Origin of the sequence: Streptomyces rectiverticillatus (assembly GCF_013394065.1) — a bacterium.
Classification (GTDB): domain Bacteria; phylum Actinomycetota; class Actinomycetes; order Streptomycetales; family Streptomycetaceae; genus Streptomyces; species Streptomyces rectiverticillatus.
The window spans coordinates 139756-165438 of record NZ_CP040752.1 but is presented as its reverse complement, the minus strand read 5'-3'; the positions used below and the strand labels follow the sequence as shown (position 1 = coordinate 165438).

The window sequence follows — 25683 nt, the reverse complement described above, 5'->3', positions numbered from 1 at the left end:
ATCCGGAGAGGGCGAAGGGCGGGCAGGGAACTGCTGACAGCAGAGGAGCGCATGACCGTGACCGTGCCCGTGACCGTGTACGACCCGGAGTCGGACCCGGCGGTGTGGCGCACCCGTTTTCTCAACCTGCTCGACCGCACGCCCGTCCCGACCGCGGTCAGCACCACCGACGGTGTGATCACCGGCGCGAACCCGGCCCTGGCGGCACTGTGGGACCTCACCCCGGGCCGCCTGACGGGCCGCCACCTGCTCGACCTGTTCACCCCCGCCGACCCCCGCAGGCTGAGCAAGTTCGAGAGCGCCATGCGCGGGGGACGGCGCTCGCGCTACCCCTTCCGCGTCCGCTGGACCGCCGGCGGATCGTCCTACGAGGGAGAACTGACCGTCGAGCCGGTGAGCGACCCGGCGGGCGAGCCCCCGCCCCTGCTGGCCATCCTCCGCGCGGACGAGCCGCACCCCGCCGCGGACGGCCGGGAACAGGCCGCCGGCCCGGTCGCGCTCACCGCACTGGAGTCCCGCATCCTCGCCCTGGTCGCCGAGGGCCGCACCACGGCCGTGGTCGCCCGCACCGTCGGGCTCAGCGCCGACGGAGTCAACTACCACCTCGCCCGCCTGTGCCGCCGCCTGGACGCCTCCAACCGCACCGCTCTGGTGGCCCGCGCCTACGTGCTGGGCGTGCTCTCCCCGACCGCCTGGCCACCTGCGGCGGAGTGAGTGACACCTCGCTACCGCACGCTTGCGGTGGGTGACATTCGGCGGCGGTGCGTGTGAGGCCGCCCATGAGGCCTGGATCACTTACGAATCCGGATAGTGGACAGCCGTGGGTGAATTCGGGGGCAGGGTGGATATTCGCGGGCCGGCGATGAAGGAGCGTAGTAGGTCACAGCCCTTGTCAGGGGTTTTCGCCGCCGCTAACAATTACGGGGTCGCTGGGCGCCGTCGACCGAGAAACGGCGCTTGATTTCTGCGCCGCTTCAGGGCCGGGCGACATCCGCGATTGGAAGGTTCAGCTCACTCATGCGCTCCACCGTCTCCGCTTATAGCCGTCTGCCGAAGATTCACAAGTTCTCTGTCGCCGGTATTGCCGCGACCGGTGCCGCTGTCGTCGCGGTGGCCGTCGCCCCGCACGCTTTCGCCGCTGACACGCACGCTGCCCCGGCCGCTGCCGCTGCTGCTGTGGTGAAGCCGGTGGCGTGGAGTGCCGAGGCTTTCGGTGAGACGCAGCAGGCCGAGCTGGACCAGCACGCCGACGCTGCCGCCAAGGCCGGCGCGGATGCTGCTGCGAAGGTGAAGGTGGACGCGGAGCGGGCGGCCGAGCAGGCCGCCAACCGTTCCACCGAGCGCAAGGCCATCGCCGCCAAGCCCGCCGCCCCGGCGAAGCCCGCCGCCAAGCCCGCGGCCCCGGCCAAGCCTGCCGCCCCGGCGAAGAAGGCGTATGCCGACAATCTTGACGGCTGGATCAACGAGTCCCTGGACATTCTGCGGGCGAAGGGCATTCCCGCCTCGTACGAGGGCATCAAGAAGAATGTGCTGCGTGAGTCGACCGGTAATCCGCGTGCGATCAACGACTGGGACGTCAATGCTGTGAACGGTGTTCCGTCGAAGGGTCTGCTGCAGGTGATCGACCCGACGTTCAAGGCGTACCACGTCGAGGGCACCTCCTGGGACATCTACGACCCGGTCGCCAACATCACCGCTGCGTGTAATTACGCTGCTGACAAGTACGGCTCGATGGACAACGTCAACTCCGCCTACTGACCGGCTGACGACCGCCGCAATGCACACCGCGAAGGGCGGTGGCACCCCGCACCGGGGTGCCACCGCCCTTCGCCGCTCTGCACCATCACCGCCGGCGGGCGGCGCCCCACTGCCAGGCAGGCCTCGACATGAGCCACGCAGATGTCTAAAGATCATCTCGCCTTCTGTCGCCGCTTTCCTCAAGGAGCGCCGTGTCCACAGCATGCCGTCCCGTGCTCTGCCTGCCTGATCACACCGTGACCCTCGACGAAGCCGTCTCCCACATGGGAGAGCTGCACGCGAGCCATCCGAGGATCGGCACGGCCCTGCGATTGATGCGCAACACCTCGGTGGGCACCAGATCGCTCGTCGACCCTTTCGCGGAGGTCACGCGATTCCGGACCTTCGGCGAGCGCATGCGCCGTTACGCCGATGCCGGTACCGCATTAGGAGCACGGGCCGCAGAGGGCGCGCTGGCGGCCGCCGACACCACCGCGCGCGAGGTGGACCACCTCGTGCTGGTCTCGTGCACCGGGTATCTCCTGCCGGGGCTCGACGCGCACGTCGCGGGCCGCCTGGGCCTGCGCAGGGATGTCCGCAGGTTGGCATTCGGCCAGGTGGGCTGCGCCGGCGGTGCCTACGCGCTGGCGCGCGCCCGCGAGCTGTCCGCGGCCCGCCCCGGGTCGGTCACCCTGATCGTCGCGGTCGAACTGTGCTCGCTGTCGTACCAGCCCGGCGACGACAGGATCGCCTCGTTCGTCTCGACCGCGCTCTTCGGCGATGCGGCCGCCGCCTGCGTCGTCCGGGACGACCGGCCCGGTCTGCGGCTCGACGCCTCGTACGAGGACCTCGCACCGGACACCCTCGGGCACATCTCCTACGAGGTCGACGAGCTCGGCTTCCACTTCGATACCAACCCCCGGATATCCCGCGTGGTCGCGGACGCGATGCCGGGACTCAGACGCTGGCTGGAGGAGGAGACGCCCGTGCTCGCGCCGCAGCCGGATTTCCTCATCAGCCATACGGGCGGGCCGCGCATCATGTACGAGGTCAGCAAGGGGCTGGGGATCCCGCCGGCCATGTTCAAGCTCAGCGAGAACTCCCTGGCCCTGCGCGGCAACACCGCGAGCGCTGTGGTCTTCGACGTCCTGGAGCAGACCTTCGCCGCCCCACCGCGTTCCGGGGGACCGGGACTGGTCATCGCCTTCGGCCCCGGGGTCACCACGGTGGCCGTCACCGGCACCTGGGTCGCGCCCTAGGCGTGTCGGACAGCCGGCAGCCTTGCCGGGATGCGCGCCACGATCCCCGCATCCCGGCTCCGGGTCGACCGGTCAGCCGGAGGGGCTGCCACCGGACGTCGGCCGCGCGCCCTGGGGGACGGGCAGGTTGAACACATGGCCCGGGGTGACGATCTTGGTGATCGCCTGGCCGAAGAGGGTGCTGGGCTCCGTCCGGCCGTGCAGGATGTCCGTGTTGAGCAGGACGACCAGCGTCGCTCGCTGCTCGGGGAGGTAGATCGTCAGCGATTCGTAGCCGGGAAGCGAGCCGTTGTGACCGATCCAGCCCTGGACGTTGAAGATTCCCAGGCCGTACCCGACGCCGGAAATGGGCGTCGGAAGGGTCTTCAATCGCTCTGCCTGTGTCTTGGGACGCAGCAGGGAGCCGGTAGCGGCGACACGCGCCCAGGTCCGCAGGTCGCGCAGGTTGGAGCTCATCGCTCCGGCGGCCCAGGCCCAGGACGGATTCCAGTTCGTGGCGTCCTCGACCGCGCCCGAGGCCGTCTGGTCGGTGTATCCGTGGGCGTGGGGCCTGGGGAACTCGGCGCCCGTCGGGAACAGGGTGTGGTGCAGGCCCGCCGGCTTCAGGACTCTCTCCCGGATGAACCTGTTGAGTGGACGGCCGCCGGCCTTCTCCACGACGAGGCCCAGCAGGATCAGATTGGTGTTGGAGTACTCGAACTTCTCACCGGGCTGGAACTGCACCGGATGCTTGAAGGAATAGCCGAGCAGCTCCTGCGGGGAGAAGGGCCGGTACGGGTCGGAGAAGAGGGCCTTGGAGAAGCCCGTGTCCTCCGAGTAGTTGAACAGGCCGCTGCGCATGCCGGCGAGGTCGCGCAGGGTGATGCGGTGGCCGTTGGGGACTCCCTTGATGTACCGGCCGATCGGGTCGTCCAGCTTCACCTTGCCGTCGTCGACCAGTTCGAGCAGGGCGGTCACGGTGAAGGTCTTGGTCTCGCTGCCGATCCGCATATGGAGACCGGGGCTCATGGGGGTTCTGTTCGCCTTGTCGGCGATGCCGAAGGCCCGTACGTAATTCCCCTTGCCGGGAGCCGAAAGGCCCACGATGACCCCGGGCACGGAGGTTTCGCGCATCACTTGCCGGATCGCCGTGTCCAGACGTGCGGCGACAGCGGGGCTGAGCTTCGGGAACCGGGTGCCCGTGTCCGGAGGGGAAGTGAGGGAGGCGGAGGAGGTGGTGCGGAGGGGGGAGAAGGAGGAATCCGCGGCGATCGCGCCCGGCGCCGTGATCGCCGGTACCGCCAGCAGCCCGGCGGCGGCCATGCCCGCGCAGGCTCTGCGCCAACGCGTGTGCAGGCACCTCATGTCAGGCCTCCCGGCGGACGAGGACAAGTCCTTGGTCAGCCTAGGCCCGCTCGTATGTTCTCGCACCGCGACGCATGACCTGGAACCCCACGACAGGCGTGGGGCGCCACCGTGCCGGTGTCACCGGTTCTCCAGCCGTGCCGCCGGTCTCCCGGGCGGGACGTCCCGGCGGCACCCCTCCGTCCTCGCTTTCGAACGAGTGCTCGGTGCGCACCTGTCCGTTGGGCCCCTGACGGTCAGACGCGTCCACACGCCGCTGTCAGTTACCGCTTGCCGTGAGCTCGTCGAAGGCCGCGAAGATGTCTGTCGCGTGGAGGGTGGTGAGGTCTTCCCGGGTCGGGGGCCGGCCGTTGCGGGTGGTGGATGAGAGGCGGAGGTCGCGTTGGGCGGCGGCTTTGTGGCAGAGGTTACGGATGAAGCGTCCGTTGCCGAGTGTGTCGATCCGGTCCGCCGCAGCGTCGAGGCTTTGTTCCAGGGCGCTTTCGCCTTCGGGGGACAGTACGTCGCCGTTGTCGTCCAGCAGCACGGTGGCGATGCGCCGCAGTTCCTCCGGCGCGTAGGAGGGGAAGTCGACGCGGGTGGTGAAACGTGAGGCCAGTCCGGGGTTGGCGGCCAGGAGGGTCTCCATTTCCCGCTGGTAGCCGGCCAGGACCACGACCAGGCGCTCACGGTCGTCCTCGGCGCGCTTCAAAAGGACCTGCAGTGCCTCGTTGCCGAACGCGTCACCGCCGTTGTACCCGTCGTTGACCAGTGCGTACGCCTCGTCGATGAAGAGAACGCCGTCCAGGGCGGAGTCGATGACCGCCGACGTCTTCAGCGCCGTGGAGCCGAGGTGCTCGCCGACCAGGTCGACACGCTGCGTCTCGACGACGTGGCCGCGCTCCAGCAGACCGAGCCCCGCGAAGACCTTGCCCACGATGCGGGCCACCGTGGTCTTTCCGGTGCCGGGCGGGCCGGCGAAGACGAAATGCTGCGGCCGGGTACGGGTGGGTATGCCCTGCTCCGCGCGGAGCTCGGCCATCTCCAGCTGGGCGATCAGGGTGTGGACCTGGTGCTTGACCGACTCGAGGCCGATCATCGCGTCGAGCTCGGCCCGCGCCTCGGCGAGCAGGCCCGTGCGCTCCTGTGCCGCCGCGGCGGCGGAGCCGGTCCCGGACCGGACCACCTGTGCCCGCTCCTCCACGTCGTAGAGCGTGGGCCAGTACCGGAAGGAGTACTGGTAGTCCTTGAGGGCCTCCTCCTGCGCTCCCAGACCCTCATGAGCCCGGCCGCTCCAGTAGGCAAGCTCGGCGTCGAAGAGGCTGCCCGCCTCGGCCTCCTCCGAGAGCCGATCCAGGGTATTGAGGGCTTCGTGCCAGACCTTCTGCGCAATGAGCGCCTGCGCGACGTAGAGCTGCGCCTCGGCGCTGAGCATTGGATCGTCGATGCCGGTCGAACAGGACAGCACCCAGTCCCAGTCCTCCGAGAGGTAGGCGTGCCGCGTGGCGACGAATCGCGTCTCGTCGCAGTCCAGCTCCGCGTCCGCCAGTGTCTGCCAGGCCTCGTCCAGGGCACCGGCGTCCAGGAGGGCGCTCTGGGTGGCCAACCACAGGTCCCGGCCCGTCTCCAGAGCGAAGCTGACGAACACGCCGATCGGGAACTGGGACGCCAGGGGTACGTTGTGCTTGGCCCGCAGGGCACCGAACTTCGCCGCATGCCGGTCCATGGCGGCCAGGGCCTCGTCCTGGCGCTGACCCGTCGCATGCAGGCCGAGCCATGCATCGGCGGCGGTCGGGTCCTCACGCACCGCATCCGCGAAGCGCACCGCCGCCCGGTCGGTGTGCCCTTGCCCGAGCAGACCGACGGCGTCCAGCCAGGCCCGCTCCGCGCGTCTGGCCGCCATCCAGGACGTGGTTCCACGCGACACGGTTTCTGTCCCCCTATGACTGCTTGGCGGCCTGCTCCGGAGCAGGAACAGGACCAGCCGATGTGATCATCTACGGAGAGTTGATGGTACTGCGCATCCTCGTGACACTCCGCGGTGACCTCCATCGCCACCCGCGGCCGGCGGTCCAGGAACTTGTCGTCGAGGGCCTCTTCCGTCGGCACCTGGCTGATGGCGACCTGGCTGGAACCGGGGCTCTGCGGTGGGCCGGAAGCTCTGCAGGGGCCCGCCGTATTCCTCTACCGTGGGCGGGAGACCCGGGAGGCAGACGTGGACGTCGTGCAGGCCAAGCACCGCTCGCCCATCGGAGACGACGGGCATCAGCCCAACCGGCCCGTTCCTCCGCCCCCGCCGCCTCCGCCGGCCCCGGAGAAGAAGTAACCCACCGCTGTGAAGACCTCCCCGGCCGCGCCCGCTGCTCACCTCGGCCGGCTGCTGGCCGACGTCACCGAGCCCCTGGGCCGACAGCTGCCGCCCGAGTACGAGCGCGCGCTGCGCACGGTCCCACGGCACCTGTTCCTGCCCGATCGGCTGTGGCTGCGCGACGGCGACGGCGGCTACCGGCCCTGCGACCGTTCGACGAACCCGGACGGGTGGATCACCGCGGCCTACACCGACACCCCGCTGGTCACCCGCTTCACCGACGGGCTCCCCTCGTCATCAGCCTCCATGCCCTCCATGGTGCTGCGCACCCTGCTGCTGGCCGGAATCGGCGACGCCGCAGGTGGAGCCCGGCCGCGAAGAGTGCTGGAACTGGGCACCGGAACGGGTTTCAACGCCGCCCTCCTGTGCGCCGTTCTGGGCGATGACGCGGTCAGCACAGTCGAACTGGACCCACTGCTCGCCGCACAGGGGGAGCGGAACCTGGAAGCCGCGGGCTTCGCACCGGCGGTCTCCTGCGGTGACGCGGCCGCCGGTTGGCCGCCCGGAGCGCCGTATGAGCGGGTGGTCGCGACGTTTTCCGTCGACCGGGTCCCGCCGGCCTGGGTGGAGCAGACCACAGCCGGCGGGCGCATCGTCACGCCGTGGACGTCGGCCTGGTGCCGCTACGGAACCCTTGCGCTGACGGTCGGCCGGAACGGTACCGCGCACGGACGGTTCCACGCCTTCGCCTCCTTCATGCCCATGAGACGCCCCTGCCGGGACACGGCAGGCCCTGCAACCGCACCCGCCCCCCAGCGCAAGGGAGCGACGAGCCTGTCACCCCTGTCACCGTGGCTGGTCGCGGGCGGAGACCTCGACGCCGAGTTCCACCTCGGCCTGGCCGTCCCGGGCGCCTCCTTCGCCTGGGACACCAGCGGTGAGCACGCCCCTACCCGCCTGCACATCGCCGACGACGAAGGCCCGTCCTGGGCGGCAGTGGACTACGACGGCCACAGCGCCGACCGGTTCACTGTGACCCAGGCGGGTCCGAGGCTGCTCTGGGACGAGATCACCGCCGGATACACCCACTGGGAGACGCTCGGGCGCCCCCGCATCGGCCAGTACAGGCTGAGCGTGAACACGGCCGGTGACCACACCGTGCAGGTGGAGACAGGACGCGGCAGACCCGGGATCACCATCCTGGGAGAGCCGAGCCGGCCGAGCCCTTGAGCCGTCGCCCGCCCCGTCAGCAGACCCGCCCGGTGCAGTACCTGGTCAACGAAGAGGCGGCGATTGGACGTCGAGGTCAGGCAGCCCCGGGCGCCCCGGCCCGGGTGATGGTCACGGTCGTGGGGCCCGAGGCCGAGGAGAGCCCCTTCGGTGTCAGGCAGTCGGTGAGGCCGGAGGCGAGCAGGGTGACCTCGGTGACGACGAGGGCTCCGGTGAAGACCCCGGATGTGATGCGGCCAGTGCTGGCGGTGACGACGTTTCCGTTGGGACGGGCGGCGACGACGCTGCGGATTGCGGCCGTGGAGGTCTTCCCTTTGTCCCAGTGGAAGGTCAGGGTGCCGGACGCGGGGCCCAGGAGGCAGGACAGCGTTCCGGAGGAACTCCCCCCGAAGGTGGCCCGGGTGAGCCGGGAGCCGGCGGAGACGGGGCAACCGACCTCCGCCTGGGAGCTGACGGCGGTGGGTTTGGGGACGTAGGTCAGCCCCGGTGTGTAGGTGGCGGCGACGGTGCCCGCACACGCCATGAGCACGAGCGGGCCTCCGCCGTCCCCCGTGTGTGAGGCCGGTGCGGCGGTGGGGGCGGTGACAGCGGTGAGCAGGATGGCGGCCGCGATGCTCCAGGCCTTCCTCAGGTGTCTTGTCGGCACGGAGTTCCTCCCTTTGCTTTGCTGCGTGGACGTCGGGTGGTTCGGCAGGTGCGTTCAGGTCCGGTGCACGTCGACCGATACGGTGCTGCGCTGGGTGTCGGCAGCGGTGTAGACGCGGCCGTCGTTCTCCGTCCCGAAGGGGGTGAGGTCGATGAGCGCGCGCGTCAGATGGGCTCCTTCGACGCGGACCCCGGTGACTTCCGGGCAGGCGTCGAGGACGGCGGTCCCGAGCCGGCAGAAGGTGTGCTGGCTGGAGCGGCTGGTGTGTTCGGCGAACGCCTCGACGACCGCGCGGTGGGCCCGGTTCCGGCACGTCCCGTGGTCCGCGCCGGACGCCTCCGCGTACCACCAGGTCACGTCCAGCCGGGCTCCGAAGACGCGGTCGGTGAAGGTACGAGTGGTGGTGAAGGCGTCGCGTGCGAAGCCGGTGAAGGTGGCACCGCCGGTGACGAAGAGCTCCACGTCCCCGAGCCCGCCGAGCACGGTGGTCGTGCCGCCGCGGGAGAGGGTCACCCGCGCGAGGTCGCGAGGGGGTGGGCCCGCGGTGAAGTGCTGGACTCCGGGACGGACCCCGGGACGGACCCCGGCACCGATCTCTGAACGGACCCTGGCACGGATACCGGACGGGGGCGCGGCGGCCTCCAGGGGAGCCAGGTCCGAGGACGTGATGCTCAGCTCCGCGGTGTCCACCGGCGGGGCGGCCTCAAGGAAGTGCTCGGCCAGCGCGAGCGCGTAGACCTCCGGTTCCGCGGCGGTGTGCCGGGCGCCGAATGCCAGGACGGAGTTGTTGATGGCGCCGGCCGGGAGGAGGCGGGCGTTGTCACCCTCCTGGTAGACCTCCGGCAGGTCCACCAGCAGGCGGACGTCGGCACGCACTCTGCGGACCCTCTGCCGTTCCCGCGCTCTGTCCACGAGCAGGAATTCGATTCCGGATTCACCGTACGAGTGCCGGCCGAGGGAATGCCCCATCGTTCTCCGTTCCGCCGGGTGGGAAAGGGGGATGTGCGGAGCGCCTCGGTCACCATCGCAGGGCACTTTCCCCCGGTCAATACCGCGGATATATATATGACTTTCCTACTGTGACGGCTGTCTGGACACGAGAGTTCCTCGGTGCCAAGGTGGTGCGGGCCACGGCGACCACGGCTCCTTCCGACCGAGATCGTCCGCAGGAGTAGCAGGCCCGCTACCTGCACGCATAGCAGGCCCAGGCCCAGGCCCACCAGAGGAATGGCACTGATGCCCGACTCCTTGGTTCTGCCCGGTTCCGTCCAGGTCGCCGTCGTGGGAGCCGGCCCCGTGGGGCTGTGGCTGGCCGGGGAGCTGGCCCTGCGCGGCGTCAGCTGTGCGGTTCTCGAACGCGAGCCGCATATTACGCCGGTGACACGGGCGCTGGTGCTCCACGCCCGGACGCTCGAATACCTCGACATGCGCGGGATGGCGCATTCCTTCCTCACTGCCGGACACCGGTACCGGCATTACCCTCTGGGCGCCGTTCACGCCACGGCGCCCTTCACCGCACTCGACAGCCCCTTTCCGCACGCGCTCGCCCTCCCGCAGCACCGGACCACCTCCCTGCTGGAGGAGCACGCCGTCAAACTCGGGGCCCCGGTCTTCCGCGGCGTGGACGTCACCGGCCTTCGGGAGGACGGCGACGACGTCGTGCTGACAGCATGTGGTGCCGGGCGGAAACAGCAGATCCGTGCCGCCTATGTCGCCGGTTGCGACGGGGCGCGGAGTACCGTCCGCCGGCTGGCGGGCATATCCGCACCCCGGTCCGTCCATCCGTACGACGTGCTGTCCGTCGACGCGAGGGTGGACCTCGAGCCCCGGCAGCCGTGGAGCACGTGGGGGCGCGCGGGCATGGCGATCCTGCTCCCGTTCGGCGACGGACGCTGGCGCGTCATCCTCTACGACTACCGGTCGCCGCGCCCCGGCGACCGCGCGCAAGCCACCGTGGACGCGGACCGGGCCCGGGAACTGCTGCGCGCCGTCACCGGAAGTTCCCTCGGCCTGCGGGACGTCGAGTGGATCAGCCGTTACCGCTGCGAGCAGCAGCACGCGGTCCGGTACCGCCACCACCGCGTCGTCCTGGCCGGCGACGCGGCCCACGTCCACCCGCCCACCGGTGGCCAGGGGCTCAACACCGGGATCGCCGACGCCATGGGGCTCGGCTGGCGCCTCGCCGCGGCCGCCGCAGAGCCCCGGCACGACAGCCTGCTGGACGCCTACACGGACGAGCGGCGGCGGGCCGCCACCCGCGTCCTGCACCTGACGAGCGCACTGCTGCACTTCAACGCGGCCCCATCGAGCCGTGCCCACGTCCTGCGGGCCACCGTCCTGCTGGGCGCCCGGCTGCCGACCGTACGCCGTCGCCTCGCCGCCGCACTGGCGGGCCTGCCCCCGGCCGCCCCGTACACCGCCCGCCGGATCCGCGGCGGGCAGCGTGCACCGGACGTTGCCCTGCTCACCACCCTTCCGGGTGCTCCGGCCCGCCTCTTCGAGGCACTGCGCGACGGCCGTCACGTACACCTGATACCGCCGTGCGGCACCCCCGACCCCCGCGCCGCCGCGTTGGAACACCCACTGACGACCGCGCACTCCGCCGCGTACCGGCGGCCTTGTCTCGTCCGCCCCGACGGACACTTCCTGTGAACGCACGGCCCGTACCGCGGGAGGCACACGGGCCTCGTACCACCGCCCTGCCCTGCCACCTCGCCCTGCTCTGCGGTGCCCTGGCCATCGCCGCTCCCGCGGCGGCCGTGCCGCTGGTCTCCCACGACCTGCGGCTGGGCCCGGCGCAGACGGCCTGGTTCGCCGCCGCCTACCAGCTCGGCTGCGGTCCTCTGCAGCTGGGAGCGGGCCGTATCGCCGACCGGTACGGCCCGCGGCGGGTCCTGCTGAGCGCACTGGCGGTCTTCACAGCCGGGAGCCTGCTGGCGGCCGCGGCCGTCGGCGGCCCGTGGCTGGTCGGCGCGCGTCTGATGCAGGGAGCAGGCGGCTCCGCCCTGTCGCCGGTGAGCCTGACCCTGCTTCTGCAGTGGTGTCCCGGGCCGGAGGCCGAGCCGCGCGCGGTGGCCGGATGGGTGTCGACCGCCGGGGTCGCCTCATGTCTGGGCCCCCTGCTCGGCGGTTCGCTGGCCGCCCTGCTGGGCTGGCGCGCCGTCTTCGGTGCGCTCGCCGCCCTGGCCGCCTTCACGTTCCGGCGCGTGCACGCCGGACCGGCAGACCGCCCCCGGGATTCTCAGGAGGCAGGCGGTGACGATCGGTCGGAGGTACCGGGGATCGATCGGTCGGACGTACCGGGAACCGGGCGGTTGGACGCACTGGGAACCGAGCGGTCGGACGTACCGGGAATCGAGCGGTTGGACGCACCGGGAATCGTCCTGTGCACGGGTACAGCGGGTGCGGTGGTGGTGGGGCTGACGGCGCCGGCAGCACAGGAGCCCGCCCTGGCGGTCGCCGCGGCCGGGGCGGTCGCCGTGCTCCTGCCGCTCGCCGTCCACCGTGCCCGGCAGCACGTCCACTCGGCCCTCGACGTCCGGCTGCTGCGCGAGGCACCCTCGCGTCGTGCGCTGCTGGTACTCCTCATCCTTTTCGCGGCCAACTCCGCCTTCACCTACCTCCTGTACTTCGCGCTCGCCCGGGGCCACGGGCTCGGCCCGTTCCGGGCGGCGCTCGTCATGCTGCCCGCCGCGCTCCCCGCCGTCGTCGCGGGCCGGCTGGCCGCCCGGAGGACGGGCCGCGGCGCGGGGCCGGCCCTGATGCGGGGCGGCCTGCTGCTCATGGCGGCTGGACTGCTGACCGGCTGCGCCGGCCGGCACGAGCCCACGCCGCTGTGGCTGACGGGCTGCGCCTGTGCGCTGGTGGGGTGCGGGCTGGGACTCGCCAACGGTGCCGCCATGGCCACCGTCACCGGGTGCCGCGACCGGCGGCGCACGTCGGCGGCCGTGGCGACGGCAACGGCCTTCGCCATGGCAGGCGGTGCCGCGGGTCCGGCGGTCGCGGGTGCCGTCCTGACGGCCGTGGGGGAGCTCGTCCCGGTGTGCGGGGCGCCGGCGTGCGTGCCGCGGGGTCCCGCCCCCGCCGCGGCGGCTGCGTCGGGCGATGCCGGGGCAGGCCCGTACGCGGCCGTGGGGGTGCACGTGTCGCTGTCGCTCCTCGGGCTCGCCACCGCGGCAGCGGCGCTCACCCTCGCCCACGGGGGAACACGGAGCGACACGGCACGCAGAGGACGGCGCCCAGGGCCGAATGCCGGCAGGGCCGACCCGTAGGGCTTGTCCAGAGCCTTGAGCCTGTGCGGCCTGGACGTGGTGGTCCAGCAAGCGGGTGAGCAGCTGCACGAGCTGGTCTCGTCCGGCCGGACTCAGCGGCGTGAGTAGTTCGTCGTGGAGGTGGTCGAGGACCTTGTCGGCACCGACGCGGCCCGCCTCCCCACGTGCCGTCAGTGGTACGCGGTCAGCGGCGGAGGTTGATCCGGTACACGCGCCGCAGGTGCGGATGCTCCGCCAGGCACCAGAGCCGGCCCGCGTCGTAGCTGAGGTCCTCGGGCCCGATGGCGAGCGTTCCGTGCTTCTTCGGGCCGCCCTTGCGCCCCTTGTGCAGCCACAGCTGTCCCGCCTTCGGGGCGCGTTCCCGGCTCTCCCTGCTCTCCCCGCTCTGCCCGCTCTCCATGCTCGCCCCGCTGCCTCTGGGGCCCTTCGAGCCACGGACGTTGGCGGCGTAGTAGGCGTCACCGCCCACGGCGACCGCCCCCTGCACGTAGGGCTTGGACAGCCAGTCCTCGTCGGACAGCCCGTCGGCCAGGTAGCCGGTCGGGGCCAGACTCCAGCGCACGACCCTTCCCCTGGAGCCGTCGTCCCGGAATTCGCTGACGATCAGAGAGTGGGGTTCGTTGCGGCGCGTGCGGTCCAGTGACAGCTGCGAGTGCCGCAGCCTGCCGCCGCCCCGGTTCTCGTACAGGTGGTGCAGCGGGAGGATGTAGTCGTAGCCGAAGGCCTTGCGCTTGTCCGCGCCTTCCACCTTGACCATCCGGGTGAGGTCGAAGGCGCTCACCCCGCCCTGTTTGAACGGGGCGAGCCGGCCGGGCAGGTTGGCGACGTAGAGGAAGTTCCCGACCCAGGCCACGCCGCCCGCATGCATGATCACCGGATTGAAGGTGGCGGTGTCCGAGCCGTGGGGCTGGCTGGGCTCCACCAGCAGCACATGCTCGTAGCGCGGCCGCTTCGGGTCACCGGTCACGTCGATGAAGCTGATCCGGGCGCCCCGGTTCTCGTAGTTCTCGTAGCCGTACCAGCTGACCGCGACGACCTTCCGGCCCCCCACGGTGCCGCCGTAGCCGTCGACGCTGGTGCTGATCCCCTGCGGATACCACTGGGCGGTCTTGCCGTCCAGCTTGCGGTGCGGGTCCTTGGTGTCCGGATCCCAGGCGAAGCCGTAGTCGAAGCCGGTCGGCTCCACTCCCTCGCCGGGCCTGTCGCCCCAGCTTCTCAGGATGCCACCGGCGCGCTTCGCCCGGCGCAGCACGTCCCTGACCAGGTCCGCGTGGGGCAGGCGGCGGCGCAGAGTGTCGGCGGCGGCGGACCAGTTGCGGTGGTACTGCGAGGGGCTGAGCCGCATCGTCAGGGCGAAGTCGCCGGGCGCCGCCCGTGCGGTGGACGGTACGAGCAGACCGCCGGCGGTGGCGGCCAAGGGTGCCGCCGCCATGCCGCGCAGAATCGTTCTTCGTGTGGTGTCCATGGCGAAGCACCGTAGGGGCGGAGCCCGATATTCGGTACGGACGTGACATCGGCGACCGAACGCCGGCTCTGATCCTGGTCAGGCCGACTGTGCCACGACGAAGCAGGCCAACTCCACGTGAACGGCGCACAGGATGCCGATGTTCGGGTGAATGTCGGGCGAACGTCGGGCGATAATCGGGCGACGATCGGGCAGTGAGCAGGCCCGGCGCGAAGGGGGGCGGCGGCAATGGGTGGCATACCGGGCGCACGCGAGGAGCTGGACCGGCTGGGGCGAGCCCTGCGCACGCAACTGGTCGAGCTGATCAACGACTTGACCCCCGGCAGCGACCTGCGCCTGCTGTTTCTCGACGAGCCGACGATCGTCGACTGGCATGAACCGCTCCGCTACCAATACGGGACGAGCTCCTTCAGCGGGGAGCGTCCCGCGCATGCCAGTGCCGCCGACATCGCGTCTCGCGCGGCAACCCTGCTCGGCTCGGCGGGCTGGGAGGTCGCCACATCGCAGGAGGACGCCGGTGGCAGGCCCCGGTCCGTGGTCACCGGCCGCCGCGACGGCTGCAGCATCGAGATCCGCGTGGGCCACCACAGACCCGTCGTGTACTTCGACGGGCGGACGCCGGCGATGGCCTTGTACGAGCCGGAGGAGTTCCAGTGGCCGGAGCCGGTGTGCACAGCCGAAACCGTCACGCCCGGATATGTGCTGTGCTACGAGTGCGACGGTCTGGGTTGGTGCCCCGGATGCGGGGGACGCGGCTGGGTGCACGACGAGGTCCGCGGGCGGAAAAACTGCTCCGCATGCCACCGCGACCGCGTCTGCCTGATCTGCCGGGGAGCGGCGCAGCTCGCGATCTCCCAGTTGTCGCCGTACCAGCGGGGCTACTACCCCGAATTGGGCTAGCTTGACCTGCCCGTGGCCTGGGCGGGTGCCGACCCCCGTGCGGCACCCTGCAGCAGTGGGCGTCCTACGCGCCGGTGCGGGGCGGCAGCCAGTGGTGTGCGGTGAAGTCGCCCTTTTCCAGGGTTTCGAAGGGAGCACTGCTCACGCACTTGCCGACACTGTTGACAGGGAGGCCGTCCATGGCCCAGCTGTAGCCGAGCCGGTCCTTCTTTCCGCCCTTGCCTCCGTCGAGGACGGTGAAGCCGAATCGCTTGCCCTTCAGCTCGGCTGCAGAGGGCATCGGTATGCCCGGTGCGACCTTGACTTGGGCGTCGGTGACGACCCCGGTCGCCACGGCGACCGGTCCGCCGGTCAGCAGGCAATCGATGCGCCCCTTGAACCGCACGTCGAATTCCTTGCCGTACTGGTGGCTGACATCGAAGGTCCCTTGAGCCTTGTCCGCGAAACCGTGCGCGTCGATGGCGAAGTGGACGTCGTCGCCGGGCTTCCGCTGCAGCTTGGCGGAGCCGGCGAGGGAAGGCTCGTCCTTGGTCTGCGCTGCGGCTGTCCCACTGGTCGTAGTGACGCCGGCGATGACGGCCGCGCACACGCCCAGGGAGAGGGCGACGGTGGCGAAGGAACGGCGGCGGGTCCGGGACATTGATCCTCCTGGTGGCAAGGGGAGCGGCCGGGTCCGTGTCGGTCAGCATCCGGCGTGACCTCCCGGCCGCTCACATCCAGGCTGTCGTCTCCTGCACCACACCGCGTCATCTCTCGGACGGCTTCCCCTCCGCCACACGGTGGAACAACGTTCCTCATCCGCGGCGACGCCGGTCTCATATCTCTGCGGTACGCGTACGTGCGCCCGGGGCGGCGGCCTCGAGGGGAGGGAGACGGATCTCCCGAGCGAGTACGTCCGCCTGCGCGCGCAGTTCCGCGACCGGGAGCGCGAAGAGCATCATCAGCTCGGACCGGAGCTGCCGGCCGTAGCCGCGCTCGCCCGCACCCGCTGCCGCATCTGCAGCCGACGTGACCACCGCGTGACGCAGTCCAGTACGTCCCGGCGCGCGAGCGCGTCGGTGAGCGTACGTACGCCCTGGTGCCGCGCGCTGCTGACCACGCGTGCGCGCAGCTGTTCCACGCGACGGGTCGCTTCCGCACGCTCTGCCAGTGCCTCGGCAAGCCTCGCTGTCTCCATCTCCTGTCCGCCGTAAGCCTCACACGAGTAGGCGCACGCAGTGCCTGCCCGCCGGCCGGCCTGCTCAGCCCAGCGACCGGGCGTACGTCACGAACACCCGCTCCGTTGCGAAACCCATCTGTTCGTAGAGCTTCAGGGCCCCGGTCGGGTTGGCGGCATCGACGACCAGCTCCGCCTTGTCGTACCCCTGGCGCCCGGCCTCGGCCAGCGTGTGTGCCAGTAGGGCGCGCGCCGCGCCCCGGCCCCGGTGGGTCGGCCGGGTGCCGAGGTGGCCGATCGTGCACGTGCGACGCCCCGTGGCCGTGCCGTCGGCGACGTACTCGTCGGCGAGGAGATACGCCGCGACGCGGTCGTCGTCGGCGAGCAGCACCGCAGAGAGACCGGCGCGGAACGAATGGTGTCCGGTGAACCAGGTGCCCCAGTCGGTGGTGTCCGTCGCGGTGTGATTCCAGTGGTCGCGGAAGGCGTCGTTGTGCGCGCTGCGAGTTGCTTCGTCGAGGGCCGCCTCGAAGGGCGCGAGGCGCAGGCCGACGGGCACGTCGGCGGTAGGCAGCCGGTCCGTGTGCAGGTCGTCGTGCGCCATGGTGAACCAGTAACGGCGGGGCTCGAACCCGGCGTGCTCGGCCAGGGCCGCCAGCCCCGCGTTCGTGGATGCCCCATCGATCAGCAGCTCGCCCGGCACGCCGGGGTGACGCTCCGCCCGAATCGCGTCCGCGCGGTTGCACATCCAGCCGACCAGGCGCGTACCGATTCCCTGGCGGCGCCGGGCCGGATGAACAGCGGCGGCGGTGTCGAAACGGGCGATGTCCTGCACTCCCTCCGGCTCGTACAGCATCGCGTACGCCACCAGCCGCGATCCTTGCCAGACACCGACGGTGTTGTGCGCCAGGTCCAGCTTGGGGTCGGTGAGCTCATGGAGGGCGTCAGTTTCGTCCTCGTGCAGGCCTGACCTGTCGGCGCGCTCGACCTCTGCGCGCAGGGTCGCAAGGTCCCGGGCATCGGCTGTGTCGAGCGGCTTGAGCGTGGCATTCACCTGGCAAACAGTACAAAGAGGCGGAAGGCTGTGGCGAAGGATTTTTTGGGCAGGCCTCACGGGGCTGCTCCGGGCGGCCGGATGGGGTCTTCGGCCACAACAAGTGTGGTCGGGCATCCGGATCGGCTCAGATGACGCACAGACCGGCCGTGCCGAGAACAACCAGCGCCACGAGCTTCAGCAGTTCGAGGTCGAGGTAAAAGCGGTGGGGGACGTATGGCCTTTGACGGCCCCGTACGGACAGTAGTGCGGGGGCGGCCAGCCTCATCGCTGGGCGATTCTTGCCAGGACGAGCCGCAGCAGGATGAGCCTGCGGGCAGGAAGTGGTCACGGACAGGGGCTGTGATGGCGTACGGTGGGGACTGCCGACGCGGGGTGGAGCAGCTCGGTAGCTCGCTGGGCTCATAACCCAGAGGTCGCAGGTTCAAATCCTGTCCCCGCTACTGCCCAGCAGGGCCCGGATCCGTCGGGATCCGGGCCCTGCTGCATCCGTACTGCGCCCGATCCGACGGCTACGGCCCACGCCCCGCTGCACCGCACCGCCTTGTCATCCTCGGGGCCATGCCCCATACGGAGACGGCCGAGGGCTGGTACGACGACGGTGAGCCGACCCCGATCCCAGCGACCCCTGCGGGATGGGACGGGCTGATTGCGTCGCCGAGGTGGAGCTGCATCGACCGCGGCTTCTCCGGCACCACCCGCCGCATCTGGAACGGCCTGAACCAGGCCCTGGCCGCCGTCTGGGCCGGGACCGTGTCTTCACCGTCACCAAGTCCGACCGGTTCGCGCGCTGCTCAGCCCGCCGCGGAACACCTCCTTGACGAGCCTCTGCTTCACCTTCTCAAAGGCCTCGGCGATGGCGGGCCAGTCGAGCTCGGCGTCCCCGGAGGTGAGCGAGCCGGTCAGGGTCTTACTGCCGTCGGGCGTGCTGTACATCAGTGTTGCCCAGCCGCCCAAGCCGCCATTGTGCTGGAGGATGGTGCCGCCCCCGTCCGCCTCCTCCACGAACACACCCAGGCCGTAGCCCACCTTGGGGTGCGGCGTGCGCATCTCGGCCAGCAGCGGGGCCGGCAGGAGCTTGCCGCCGTTCAGCGCGGAGAAGAACGTGTGGAGATCCTGGCTGGTCGAGATCATGTCACCGGCGGCGGAGATCCAGGAGGGGTTGAAGCGGGTGGTGTCGGCCACCTTCCGTTGGCCGGCGTCCTCGTACCCGTAGTGGCCGTGGGTCCTGCTGCCCGACCGGGCCTGCGCGATCTTGGACCGGGTCGCCGATCACGGCTTCAGTCCCGACTACGTGGCCGGTCAACGGGAGGGCCTCGTGCTGGCCCGGGCACTGATGCCGGAGATCTTCGACAGCTTCCTGACTCGCCTCGAACGGTCACTCGACGACCCCGAGTTCGTCGAGCTGACCAAGCGCGGCTGGGATGCGAGATCGTGGGATCCCGACGACCCGCGTATCGAGCCGCTGGCGTCCGCGCTGGCCGACAAGCTGCTGACCAACCGCGCCCTGCTGGCGATGCCGACCGGCTTTCAGAACCGGCGCGACGCCGCCGCCCGGTACGGACTGGTCAACCACCACGGGGAAGACCAGGGACCATCCATCGCCCGGTTGAACGCCCTGGTCGAGATGAACCTGCGCGCGGCCGGCATCGACATCCTGCATCAGTGACGGCTGCCCGGCAGGCCCGGTGCTGCGGCGGGACGCCCGCCTGGAACCGCTTCTCCCTGCGGCGGCGGCAGATCCGACACACCATTCCGGGGCGCAGGACCGACCAGCAGGCCGGCTGCCGGCGGCACGGGAGCCGAGGCGGTTGCCCTGCTACTCCATGCGGTGGATCTCCATGGGCGGCGCCTCCGCCGCATGGGGGAGGCGGATCACGCGGCAGCCTGATCCCTGCGCGCTGCGGGTCCAGAACAGTGGGCCCATGGCAATCAGCGAGATGAGTCCCACGACGGCGGTCGAGGGGATCGAGCGGCCTGTGCCGCTGGGAACGACGCCGGCCCTTCCGCCGTTTCCCGGCAGTCAATTGCGACCGATGAGGGACCAGAGGGACCATCTGTGACGTTTTTGCTCATGTCGTTCCCGGCATTCGCTTCTCTCCTGGTCTTGTTCGCCCTGCTCGAGAGCGCGTGGCGGTGGTTCACAGGGCTGGGCTTGATGCCGTGGCTGCGCAGGCGCACGGGACAGTCGCTGTCGAGCATCGCCTTCGACGAGTTCACGGCGGTCGTGAATGGAAACAAGACGGTGGAGCTGGAGCAGCGAAGGGTGGAACTGCTGCAGCGGGACGACGAGAGCGACGGTGCACCGCCCCGCTCCAGCATCGACCTCACCAAGGGCACGGCGTTCATCGTGCTGCCACAGGAGACGGATGGCCCGTGCTGCGCTGACCGGCGTGATGCCTGTGAGAGCCGACGGTGAGACTTCAACCGAGGGGAACGGGTGCGGAACCGTCCACGCTGTGGGGACGTATCGCGTGCTCGTGGGCGGCCGCGTTCGCCGGGTTGCACTTCTACTGGGCCGTCGGCGGTGACGTGGGGCTGAGCGTCTCCGCCGGCCCGCTGGCCACCGAGCGCCCGCTGTGGTTCGTCGTAGCCGGCCTGTGGGGTGTGGGCGCGCTCTGCCTGCTCGGCGCCTGGCTGGCATGGCTGCTTGCCCGGTCCAGGCTCCAAGGCATTGCCGCTGCTCTGGCCAGGTGGCTGGGGTGGAGCGTCAGCGCCCTCCTACTGGCCCGGGGCATCGGTATCGAGGTGCTGCTGTTGACCAACACGGCGCACCTGGACACTTCGGTGAGCGTGGGGCAGCGGGTCTGGACGCTGGCTCTCTGGAACCCCTGGTTCATCGCCGGGGGACTGGCCTTCGGCCTCGCCGCCCTTCGGTCCAGCAGGCATACCGACGCAGGACTGCCACCCCCGTCCAGAAGCTGATTGCGGGCGGGTGCCGTCAGCTGGGGATTTGTCCTTGTGTGAGGCGGCCTCGGTGCGGCGGCGGCCCTGTGGTTGTCGGTGGTGCCTCGCGGCGACGGGTCGAGAGGGCGTGGGCGATGCAGGCTGTAATGGCGGGGGTGATCGCGGTCATCTCCGGGCGCCAGCCCGGGACGGCATTCACCTCGCAGATGGTGAAGGTGTCCCCGGAGGCGAACAACAGGTCCACCCCGGCGATGTCCAGGCCCAGGGCGCGGACCGCGCGCACCGCCAGCTCTTCTGCCTGCGGAAAGCGGCCCGCGCAGAGCGTGGCGGAGCCGCCCTTGGCGATGTTGGCGGTGAGAGTGCCGTTACGGGAGGTGTGCAGTACGGCGCCCACCGGTTCGTTGCCGACCACGACGACGCGCAGGGTACGTCCGTGCGAATGGGCGACGTGCTCCTGGAAGAGAAACGGCGCCTCCTGTGTGAGGCTGCCGGCCACCTCGCTGAGCAGGTGCGGGTCGGGGGCCAGGAAGACCTGCCCGCCCTTGGCGCCGCTGACGGACTTCACTACGCACGGCGTACCCAGGTGGGGGCTGCGCACGACGCCTTCCAAGGGGGCGGTGGCGTAGGAGATGGTGTCGGGCACCGGCAGTCCGGCCAGGGCGAGTTCTTGCAGCTGCCAGACCTTGTTACGGGACTTGAGCTGGGCGTCGACTGTGTTGATGAGGGTGCTGCCCATGTGCTCAAGGTGCCGTAACAAGGTCACCTCGCGGTCGTTGCGCATGGGTCCGGCCACCTGGCGAACGCACACCACCTCGGGAGCGGGGAGGTCCGCGCCCCCCAGGGTGCGCAACACCAACCGGCCGCCTTGGACACCGAAGAGCAGCTCGTCGGTGTGCCAGACCGCGAAGCGGGGGCCGTACGTATCGGCAAGGGCTGCTGCCAGTTCCCGAGTGGACCGGCGCAGCACAGCCGGCCGCTGCCGCACCAGCATCCACACGTCGGCGGGTGCCGGGATCGTCGGCAGGGCACGGGGTGGTGTGACCACGCTGGCTCCTCACCTCTTTGCCGCCCACTGCCTGCGGGCCGTCGAGGGGGCCAGTGTCTCAGTTCCGTGATCGCGGTGTCACGACGGGTAGAACGCGGCGCCGGTGTCGGGGTCGTCCTGCTGGGCAGGAGGACGCCGAGCGCCGAACGCCGACAGGCCCCAGGCGACTGACTCCCGTTCCCGCGCACATCGCCTATTCGAGCAAGCGTCCGACCTCCAAGCTCTGGCCGCGGTGGTGGGGCTGCTGCCGCAGGCCGCGCCGCTGGTGGCCCCGGCGGCCTGGGGCCCGGTCGTCGGCCGGGGGAGCCGACTGCCGGCCCTGGCGCTCGCTGCCGCGCTTCCCGTGGTGGTCACGATCGCCTGGATGGCGCTGCCCGACATCCGGCCTGGCCATTCGGTTCGGCTCTTCGGTGGGCTCCAGCCTGGTCCTCACCCTGGCGTGTGCGCTCGCCCCGGCGCCGGTGGGCACGCTCGCACGCCAGGACGATCGGTTGTTGCGCGCCGAGCGGGAGCGTGCGTGGGTCGCGAGCGGGCGCGGCGGGCCGATGTGGAGTCGGCCCAGTTGCGGGAACGTTCACGGATGGCGACCGAGATGCACGACGGGCTCGGCCACCGGCTCTCCCTGCTCAATCTGCGCACCGGCGGCCTGGAGGCGGAACTGGAGGCGACGACCCCCATCTGTGCCCGGAGGCGGAACAGATCCGTCTGCTGAGGCGCCAGGCATGCTCATGGTCCGGGGGCCGGGGGCCGGGGACACGACGATCGCGGACCTGGCGGTGGCCACGGGCTGCGGCCAGATCAAGACCGGATCACTGTCCCGCTCCGACCGCACCGCCAAGTACAACCAACTCATCCGCATCGAGGAGCCGTTGGGCGTCGGCGCCCAGTACGCAGGCGCGGAAGAGCTTCGGCACTGCCACCGCAGCAGCCCTGGTCATCTGGCTCCGCACATGATCGCCCACACGAGGCCTAGGCGAAAGCGAAGACGACGACGAGCAGCACAACGAGAAGGGCGAACGTCTCCCACCGGGTCGCACGGCTGAGGGTACGCATCGATATGGGCTTTCCGGACCGCGAGGTCCGTGACTGGCTTGGGGCGGCGTCATCGGACGTGGTGTCGCTCATCCCTCCATGCTAGCCGCGTCGCACCTGGTGCTCGCGTCCACGACCGCCACGGCACCCGTTGATCAAGACAGTAATCCGGCCCCCACGCATCAGACGACGATCGCCCGGACAGGTTCTAACCCTGGGCCCTCGGCGCCCGCTGGTGCGACTACGTCCCGCTCGCCGGGACCCTGGAGCAGGCCGTCAGCCTGGTGCGGCTTGCCAACAGGAGTGGGTGGACTGCGAAGGCTCTGTGTTGCCGGCCCGGGGTTGTTTGCGGGTCTCAGCCGGGGGCCGTACCCGCTGGGGGCCACTGCGGGTCCAGGAGCCGGTCGAGCCAGCCAGCTCGCCCCGTGCCTGCAGACCCCGCGTCGGCACAGGCCACCCGCCCTCCTCAGGGTCGGGGATCACCGACACGTAGGCACTGACCCGGCCCGGACACACCACGGGCCCCGGAGGGCCAGTCATGACACCTCCGGGGCCCGCATACGCAGTCGCACCGTCCAACGACGCCGCGACGCCGGCGTTACACGGCGCCAACCAGTCTCCGGTCGGCGCGCTCAGGTCTCCTCGGCCCGCGATGGCTCCGTCCGATGAAAGCACTACACGCACCTGGACACCGGGCCGACGCGGCCCATGTGCCGGCACGCTGACCCAGGTCGCCGGCGAGTCGATCGACCTCTGCCACCCGCGCCGCGCCCAGGCCATTGCAGACGGTGCGCGCTGCGCAGGCCCGGGCGGCGTGGTGAACGCGAAGGGAACCCCGCCGGCCGGGCGGACGCCGGGGGGCTCCCGAGGCGTCAGTTCATCAGCAGCAGCCGCGTGTTCGGGACCAGCTTCCGGTTTACGCTGGTGCTCTGCACGAAGATCGTGAAGTCGTCGTTGTGGTCCGGCTTGATGCGGACTTCCATGTCCGGCAGGCCGAGCAGGGCCCGGGCCTCCGGCCCCGTGTACACCCGGTCCGTTTTCTTCTCCAGCACCGCAATCTGCTTCCGTGCCTGGATTTTTTCCGACTTGCTCAGCTGGTAGAACGCACCACCGGTACGGTAAGTGTGCCCGCATTCGATGACCCAGTCCCGGATGGCCGCTTCGCGAGCCACCGGAATCAGCTGGTATTCCGACGGGTCCGCCGGGGTGAGACCGGCTGCCTTGATGGTGTCCTCATTGACCGCCTCCGCACCCGTGGAGAACACCGCCCGCGATCCCCGGATGCCCTGGGTGCGGCCCACCATGAATTTCTCGGTGGCCTCCTGGATGACCTGGCCGGCCTCCTCCAGGCCCTGCGTGCTCGTGGCGTCCCAGATGGCGATGTTGTCCTTCGGGAAACCGCACTGCATGGCCTCGCGCTTGCCCATCTGGTCCGGCACAAGAACGGCCAGCGTCCAGTTGTCCTCCTGCGTCTCGATCATCTCGGCCACGGCCCGCACCAGTTCACGCTGGTCCCTGCTGGGGGCATCCGGGCAGTGATGACTTGCGTTCTCCTGCCCGTCGGTCAGTACGAACGTCAGGAAGCTGTGGTCGCCGTACAGCTGAGCTGTCTGCGCCAGCTCCCGCTGCGACTTCAGTGCAGCCGCCAGCAGGGCCGTCATTCCGCCGACCCGGTACAGCTGCTTCAGGGACGGCATACGCAGCACGTCCTTGTCGTAAATGACGCACTCCACCGTGTCCGCGAAGACGTACACCGTGACGCGGGTTTCCTGGTCCAGTTCCTCCGACCGGCGGGCCAGATAGGCGATCTGCTGGTCGGCTACCTCGACGACCTTACGGCTCAGGTGTGACATCGACGAACTGGCATCCAGCACAAGAGCAACGTGGTTGATGTAGTTCTGGTTTCCGGACATGACAGCTCCCCCTTGTTCTCCGACTCGGTGCTCCGATCCTCCCACCCACCACTGACAATCGATCTTGGATGCCAGGCGGGGTGCAGACCCGGGGGGGGAGAGAGGACTGACCCGCGACGTGGCGCTCCCATCGCGCCGCGCCGTCCAGGGCCGGGGGCCCTCGCCGGGCGTCAGGATCAGCGGCTGGCACCGCAACTGCTCATAGCCCACCGGCGACGGGCCCGCGCAGGGGTGCGCGCTGCTCACGACTGCGACCAGGTGGTTGCGCCCGATCGGCCCGGACACCGATCGACTATTTCGACCTCTCGTTCTCATCGGGCCCCTGCAGCTGCGCGGAAGCCCCTGCACTGCGTGGCGCCGCCTGCGAGGCCCAACCCGCGGGCAGGACAGGGGACGGCATCGGTGGTAAAGTACCGTGGTTTACTTCGCTCTTCTGCGGCAGTTTCATGTCGATCCTCATCCGCACGCCCCAGGATCTTCGCAAGGCAGGCGGGTGGAGCGCCGCCGCACACCGGCGGGTGCAGACACAGGTAGGGGGTACCGCCGTGTCCGACCAGGATCTCACCTACGCACCGCTCGGCTTCACCAAGGAGAGCTGGGCCACCTTCGCCCGAGACGGCATTCTGATCATCGAAGATGCCCTCAAACCCGATCAGATCCAGCCCCTCGTCGAGGCTCTCGAAGAACAACCACGAGGAATGGGCTGGAACATCGTGGAGTCCGACCCCCGGTTCGCCGAGCTGATCGACGGCCCCGCCCACGTGGGCTACGTCTACGACGTCTACGGCGAGATGCTGAAACTGCTGCGCAGCCAGTCATTCAAGCGGGAGCCGGGCCGGCAGATGCGCGTCCGCTGGCATTTCGACGGCCCGCGCGCGCTGCCTTTCGAGGTCTTCGGCGGCAAAGCCCCCCTGCGCATCAAGGTGGGGTACTGGCTGACTGCCCTCCCCCATGCCGACATGGGGAACCTGGTCTACATCCCGGGAAGCCATCGCAACCGGCCGTACCTGTCGCAGTATCACACCCACGACCCGAGCCAGGACGAGCGTCACCTCACGGTGAAACCAGGTTCGATGACGCTCATGTGGAGCGGCTTGTGGCACCGGGTCGCGGAGAACCGAAGCGAGGTGACGCGCCTCAACCTCTTCTATGAATACGGCCCTACGTGGATCGTTGCGTGCGACAGGTTTCGCTCGACCCCGCATTGGGCCTCGTCCCTCTCCCGCACCCGCCGCATCCTGATGCGGGACTACGGTAAGCCGAACGACGCTTTCAGGCCACCCAAGGAGGACGTGCCGATCTACGTGCCCCGCCCCGGTGAGCCCGACCTGGAGGCAGGGAGGTACGCCGAGCATGTTCCGGCCGCGTTGCGGAAACGCAGCACCTGGCTCGAACAGCAGGGAATCCTGTGACGTCGGCTTGGTCGCGCCGGTGACT

The 25683-nt window shown here is 70.2% G+C and carries 23 protein-coding genes, 1 tRNA gene and 2 pseudogenes; 14 read left to right on the top strand and 12 right to left on the bottom strand.

Annotated elements, in window-relative coordinates; genetic code table 11:
• Window positions 1–51 precede the first annotated feature (51 nt).
• From FGW37_RS00665 to FGW37_RS00655, 3 genes are all read left to right on the top strand, one after another.
• Window positions 52–714: a helix-turn-helix transcriptional regulator gene (locus FGW37_RS00665; protein ID WP_179079233.1), complete on the top strand. Its 663-nt coding sequence runs from the start codon at window positions 52–54 to the stop codon at window positions 712–714.
• A 303-nt stretch (window positions 715–1017) separates the two neighbouring features.
• The gene (locus FGW37_RS00660; protein ID WP_179079232.1) at window positions 1018–1758 is read left to right on the top strand and encodes a transglycosylase SLT domain-containing protein; all 741 of its coding nucleotides are present in this window, start codon (window positions 1018–1020) and stop codon (window positions 1756–1758) included.
• Window positions 1759–1994: 236 nt separating this feature from the next.
• Window positions 1995–2996 carry a type III polyketide synthase gene (locus FGW37_RS00655; protein ID WP_179079231.1) on the top strand — a complete coding sequence of 334 codons (1002 nt, stop codon included), beginning with the start codon at window positions 1995–1997 and terminating at the stop codon, window positions 2994–2996.
• Between the two features lie 72 nt (window positions 2997–3068).
• Here FGW37_RS00655 and FGW37_RS00650 read toward each other — a convergent pair whose 3' ends face one another.
• Both FGW37_RS00650 and FGW37_RS00645 read right to left on the bottom strand, forming a co-directional pair.
• Window positions 3069–4298, bottom strand: a complete 1230-nt coding sequence (locus tag FGW37_RS00650; protein WP_179079230.1) for a serine hydrolase domain-containing protein — start codon at window positions 4296–4298, stop codon at window positions 3069–3071.
• A gap of 301 nt (window positions 4299–4599) precedes the next feature.
• Complete coding sequence (locus FGW37_RS00645) at window positions 4600–6222, bottom strand: AAA family ATPase (RefSeq protein WP_179079229.1); 1623 nt, start codon at window positions 6220–6222, stop codon at window positions 4600–4602.
• A gap of 432 nt (window positions 6223–6654) precedes the next feature.
• Between FGW37_RS00645 and FGW37_RS00640 the strand changes: the two genes are divergently transcribed.
• Window positions 6655–7857, top strand: coding sequence for a protein-L-isoaspartate O-methyltransferase family protein (locus FGW37_RS00640; RefSeq protein ID WP_179079228.1), 1203 nt, complete (start codon window positions 6655–6657; stop codon window positions 7855–7857).
• Window positions 7858–7933: 76 nt separating this feature from the next.
• Here FGW37_RS00640 and FGW37_RS00635 read toward each other — a convergent pair whose 3' ends face one another.
• Together FGW37_RS00635 and FGW37_RS00630 are read right to left on the bottom strand one after the other, a co-directional pair.
• Window positions 7934–8503 carry a hypothetical protein gene (locus FGW37_RS00635; protein ID WP_179079227.1) on the bottom strand — a complete coding sequence of 190 codons (570 nt, stop codon included), beginning with the start codon at window positions 8501–8503 and terminating at the stop codon, window positions 7934–7936.
• 54 nt (window positions 8504–8557) lie between these two features.
• Window positions 8558–9379: a hypothetical protein gene (locus FGW37_RS00630; RefSeq protein WP_343066957.1), complete on the bottom strand. Its 822-nt coding sequence runs from the start codon at window positions 9377–9379 to the stop codon at window positions 8558–8560.
• A gap of 360 nt (window positions 9380–9739) precedes the next feature.
• Here FGW37_RS00630 and FGW37_RS00625 point away from each other — a divergent pair, with 360 nt between their 5' ends.
• Together FGW37_RS00625 and FGW37_RS00620 are read left to right on the top strand one after the other, a co-directional pair.
• Window positions 9740–11155 carry an FAD-dependent monooxygenase gene (locus FGW37_RS00625; RefSeq protein WP_179079225.1) on the top strand — a complete coding sequence of 472 codons (1416 nt, stop codon included), beginning with the start codon at window positions 9740–9742 and terminating at the stop codon, window positions 11153–11155.
• Window positions 11152–12774 (top strand): MFS transporter, encoded by a 1623-nt coding sequence (locus FGW37_RS00620; protein ID WP_179079224.1) that lies wholly within the window; start codon window positions 11152–11154, stop codon window positions 12772–12774. The genes FGW37_RS00625 and FGW37_RS00620 overlap by 4 nt, the downstream gene beginning before the upstream one ends.
• A gap of 184 nt (window positions 12775–12958) precedes the next feature.
• Here FGW37_RS00620 and FGW37_RS00615 read toward each other — a convergent pair whose 3' ends face one another.
• The gene (locus FGW37_RS00615) at window positions 12959–14239 is read right to left on the bottom strand and encodes a hypothetical protein (RefSeq protein ID WP_179079223.1); all 1281 of its coding nucleotides are present in this window, start codon (window positions 14237–14239) and stop codon (window positions 12959–12961) included.
• Between the two features lie 228 nt (window positions 14240–14467).
• On the opposite strand from FGW37_RS00615, the gene FGW37_RS00610 reads away from it, so the two are divergent.
• Entirely contained in the window at window positions 14468–15139 is a 672-nt protein-coding gene (locus tag FGW37_RS00610; protein WP_179079222.1) for a hypothetical protein, read from the top strand.
• A gap of 64 nt (window positions 15140–15203) precedes the next feature.
• On the opposite strand, the gene FGW37_RS00605 is transcribed toward FGW37_RS00610, so the two are convergent.
• From FGW37_RS00605 to FGW37_RS00590, 4 genes and pseudogenes are all read right to left on the bottom strand, one after another.
• Complete coding sequence (locus FGW37_RS00605; RefSeq protein ID WP_179079221.1) at window positions 15204–15779, bottom strand: hypothetical protein; 576 nt, start codon at window positions 15777–15779, stop codon at window positions 15204–15206.
• Window positions 15780–15954: 175 nt separating this feature from the next.
• Window positions 15955–16316, bottom strand: a pseudogene (locus tag FGW37_RS33955) (DIP1984 family protein).
• Between the two features lie 64 nt (window positions 16317–16380).
• Window positions 16381–17349 (bottom strand): GNAT family N-acetyltransferase, encoded by a 969-nt coding sequence (locus FGW37_RS00595; protein WP_179079220.1) that lies wholly within the window; start codon window positions 17347–17349, stop codon window positions 16381–16383.
• A gap of 127 nt (window positions 17350–17476) precedes the next feature.
• Window positions 17477–17617 (bottom strand): hypothetical protein, encoded by a 141-nt coding sequence (locus FGW37_RS00590; RefSeq protein ID WP_179079219.1) that lies wholly within the window; start codon window positions 17615–17617, stop codon window positions 17477–17479.
• A gap of 101 nt (window positions 17618–17718) precedes the next feature.
• On the opposite strand from FGW37_RS00590, the gene FGW37_RS00585 reads away from it, so the two are divergent.
• Window positions 17719–17792 (top strand) — tRNA-Met (locus tag FGW37_RS00585).
• A gap of 322 nt (window positions 17793–18114) precedes the next feature.
• Here the strand turns inward: FGW37_RS00585 and FGW37_RS00580 are convergent.
• Entirely contained in the window at window positions 18115–18534 is a 420-nt protein-coding gene (locus tag FGW37_RS00580) for a serine hydrolase (protein WP_343066956.1), read from the bottom strand.
• A 70-nt stretch (window positions 18535–18604) separates the two neighbouring features.
• On the opposite strand from FGW37_RS00580, the gene FGW37_RS00575 reads away from it, so the two are divergent.
• The 3 genes from FGW37_RS00575 to FGW37_RS00565 all read left to right on the top strand — a co-directional run bounded on the left by FGW37_RS00575 (window position 18605) and on the right by FGW37_RS00565 (window position 20274).
• Window positions 18605–19018: a hypothetical protein gene (locus FGW37_RS00575; protein WP_179079218.1), complete on the top strand. Its 414-nt coding sequence runs from the start codon at window positions 18605–18607 to the stop codon at window positions 19016–19018.
• 390 nt (window positions 19019–19408) lie between these two features.
• Window positions 19409–19768 carry a DUF6191 domain-containing protein gene (locus FGW37_RS00570; RefSeq protein ID WP_179079217.1) on the top strand — a complete coding sequence of 120 codons (360 nt, stop codon included), beginning with the start codon at window positions 19409–19411 and terminating at the stop codon, window positions 19766–19768.
• A complete protein-coding gene (locus tag FGW37_RS00565) occupies window positions 19765–20274 on the top strand; it encodes a DUF3995 domain-containing protein (protein ID WP_179079216.1) in 510 nt (169 codons plus the stop codon). The genes FGW37_RS00570 and FGW37_RS00565 overlap by 4 nt, the downstream gene beginning before the upstream one ends.
• A 16-nt stretch (window positions 20275–20290) precedes the next feature.
• Here FGW37_RS00565 and FGW37_RS00560 read toward each other — a convergent pair whose 3' ends face one another.
• Complete coding sequence (locus FGW37_RS00560) at window positions 20291–21301, bottom strand: RimK family alpha-L-glutamate ligase (protein WP_246430189.1); 1011 nt, start codon at window positions 21299–21301, stop codon at window positions 20291–20293.
• 364 nt (window positions 21302–21665) lie between these two features.
• Here FGW37_RS00560 and FGW37_RS34040 point away from each other — a divergent pair, with 364 nt between their 5' ends.
• Complete coding sequence (locus FGW37_RS34040) at window positions 21666–22013, top strand: histidine kinase (RefSeq protein WP_218650626.1); 348 nt, start codon at window positions 21666–21668, stop codon at window positions 22011–22013.
• Window positions 21997–22212 (top strand): annotated as a pseudogene (gene eno, locus FGW37_RS00550) (phosphopyruvate hydratase); the annotation flags it as partial. The gene FGW37_RS34040 and the pseudogene eno, both read left to right, overlap by 17 nt.
• A gap of 993 nt (window positions 22213–23205) precedes the next feature.
• Here the strand turns inward: eno and FGW37_RS00545 are convergent.
• Window positions 23206–24246, bottom strand: coding sequence for a vWA domain-containing protein (locus tag FGW37_RS00545; protein ID WP_179079214.1), 1041 nt, complete (start codon window positions 24244–24246; stop codon window positions 23206–23208).
• A 446-nt stretch (window positions 24247–24692) separates the two neighbouring features.
• Here FGW37_RS00545 and FGW37_RS00540 point away from each other — a divergent pair, with 446 nt between their 5' ends.
• Window positions 24693–25658, top strand: coding sequence for a phytanoyl-CoA dioxygenase family protein (locus FGW37_RS00540; RefSeq protein ID WP_179079213.1), 966 nt, complete (start codon window positions 24693–24695; stop codon window positions 25656–25658).
• The last annotated feature ends 25 nt before the right edge of the window (window positions 25659–25683 follow it).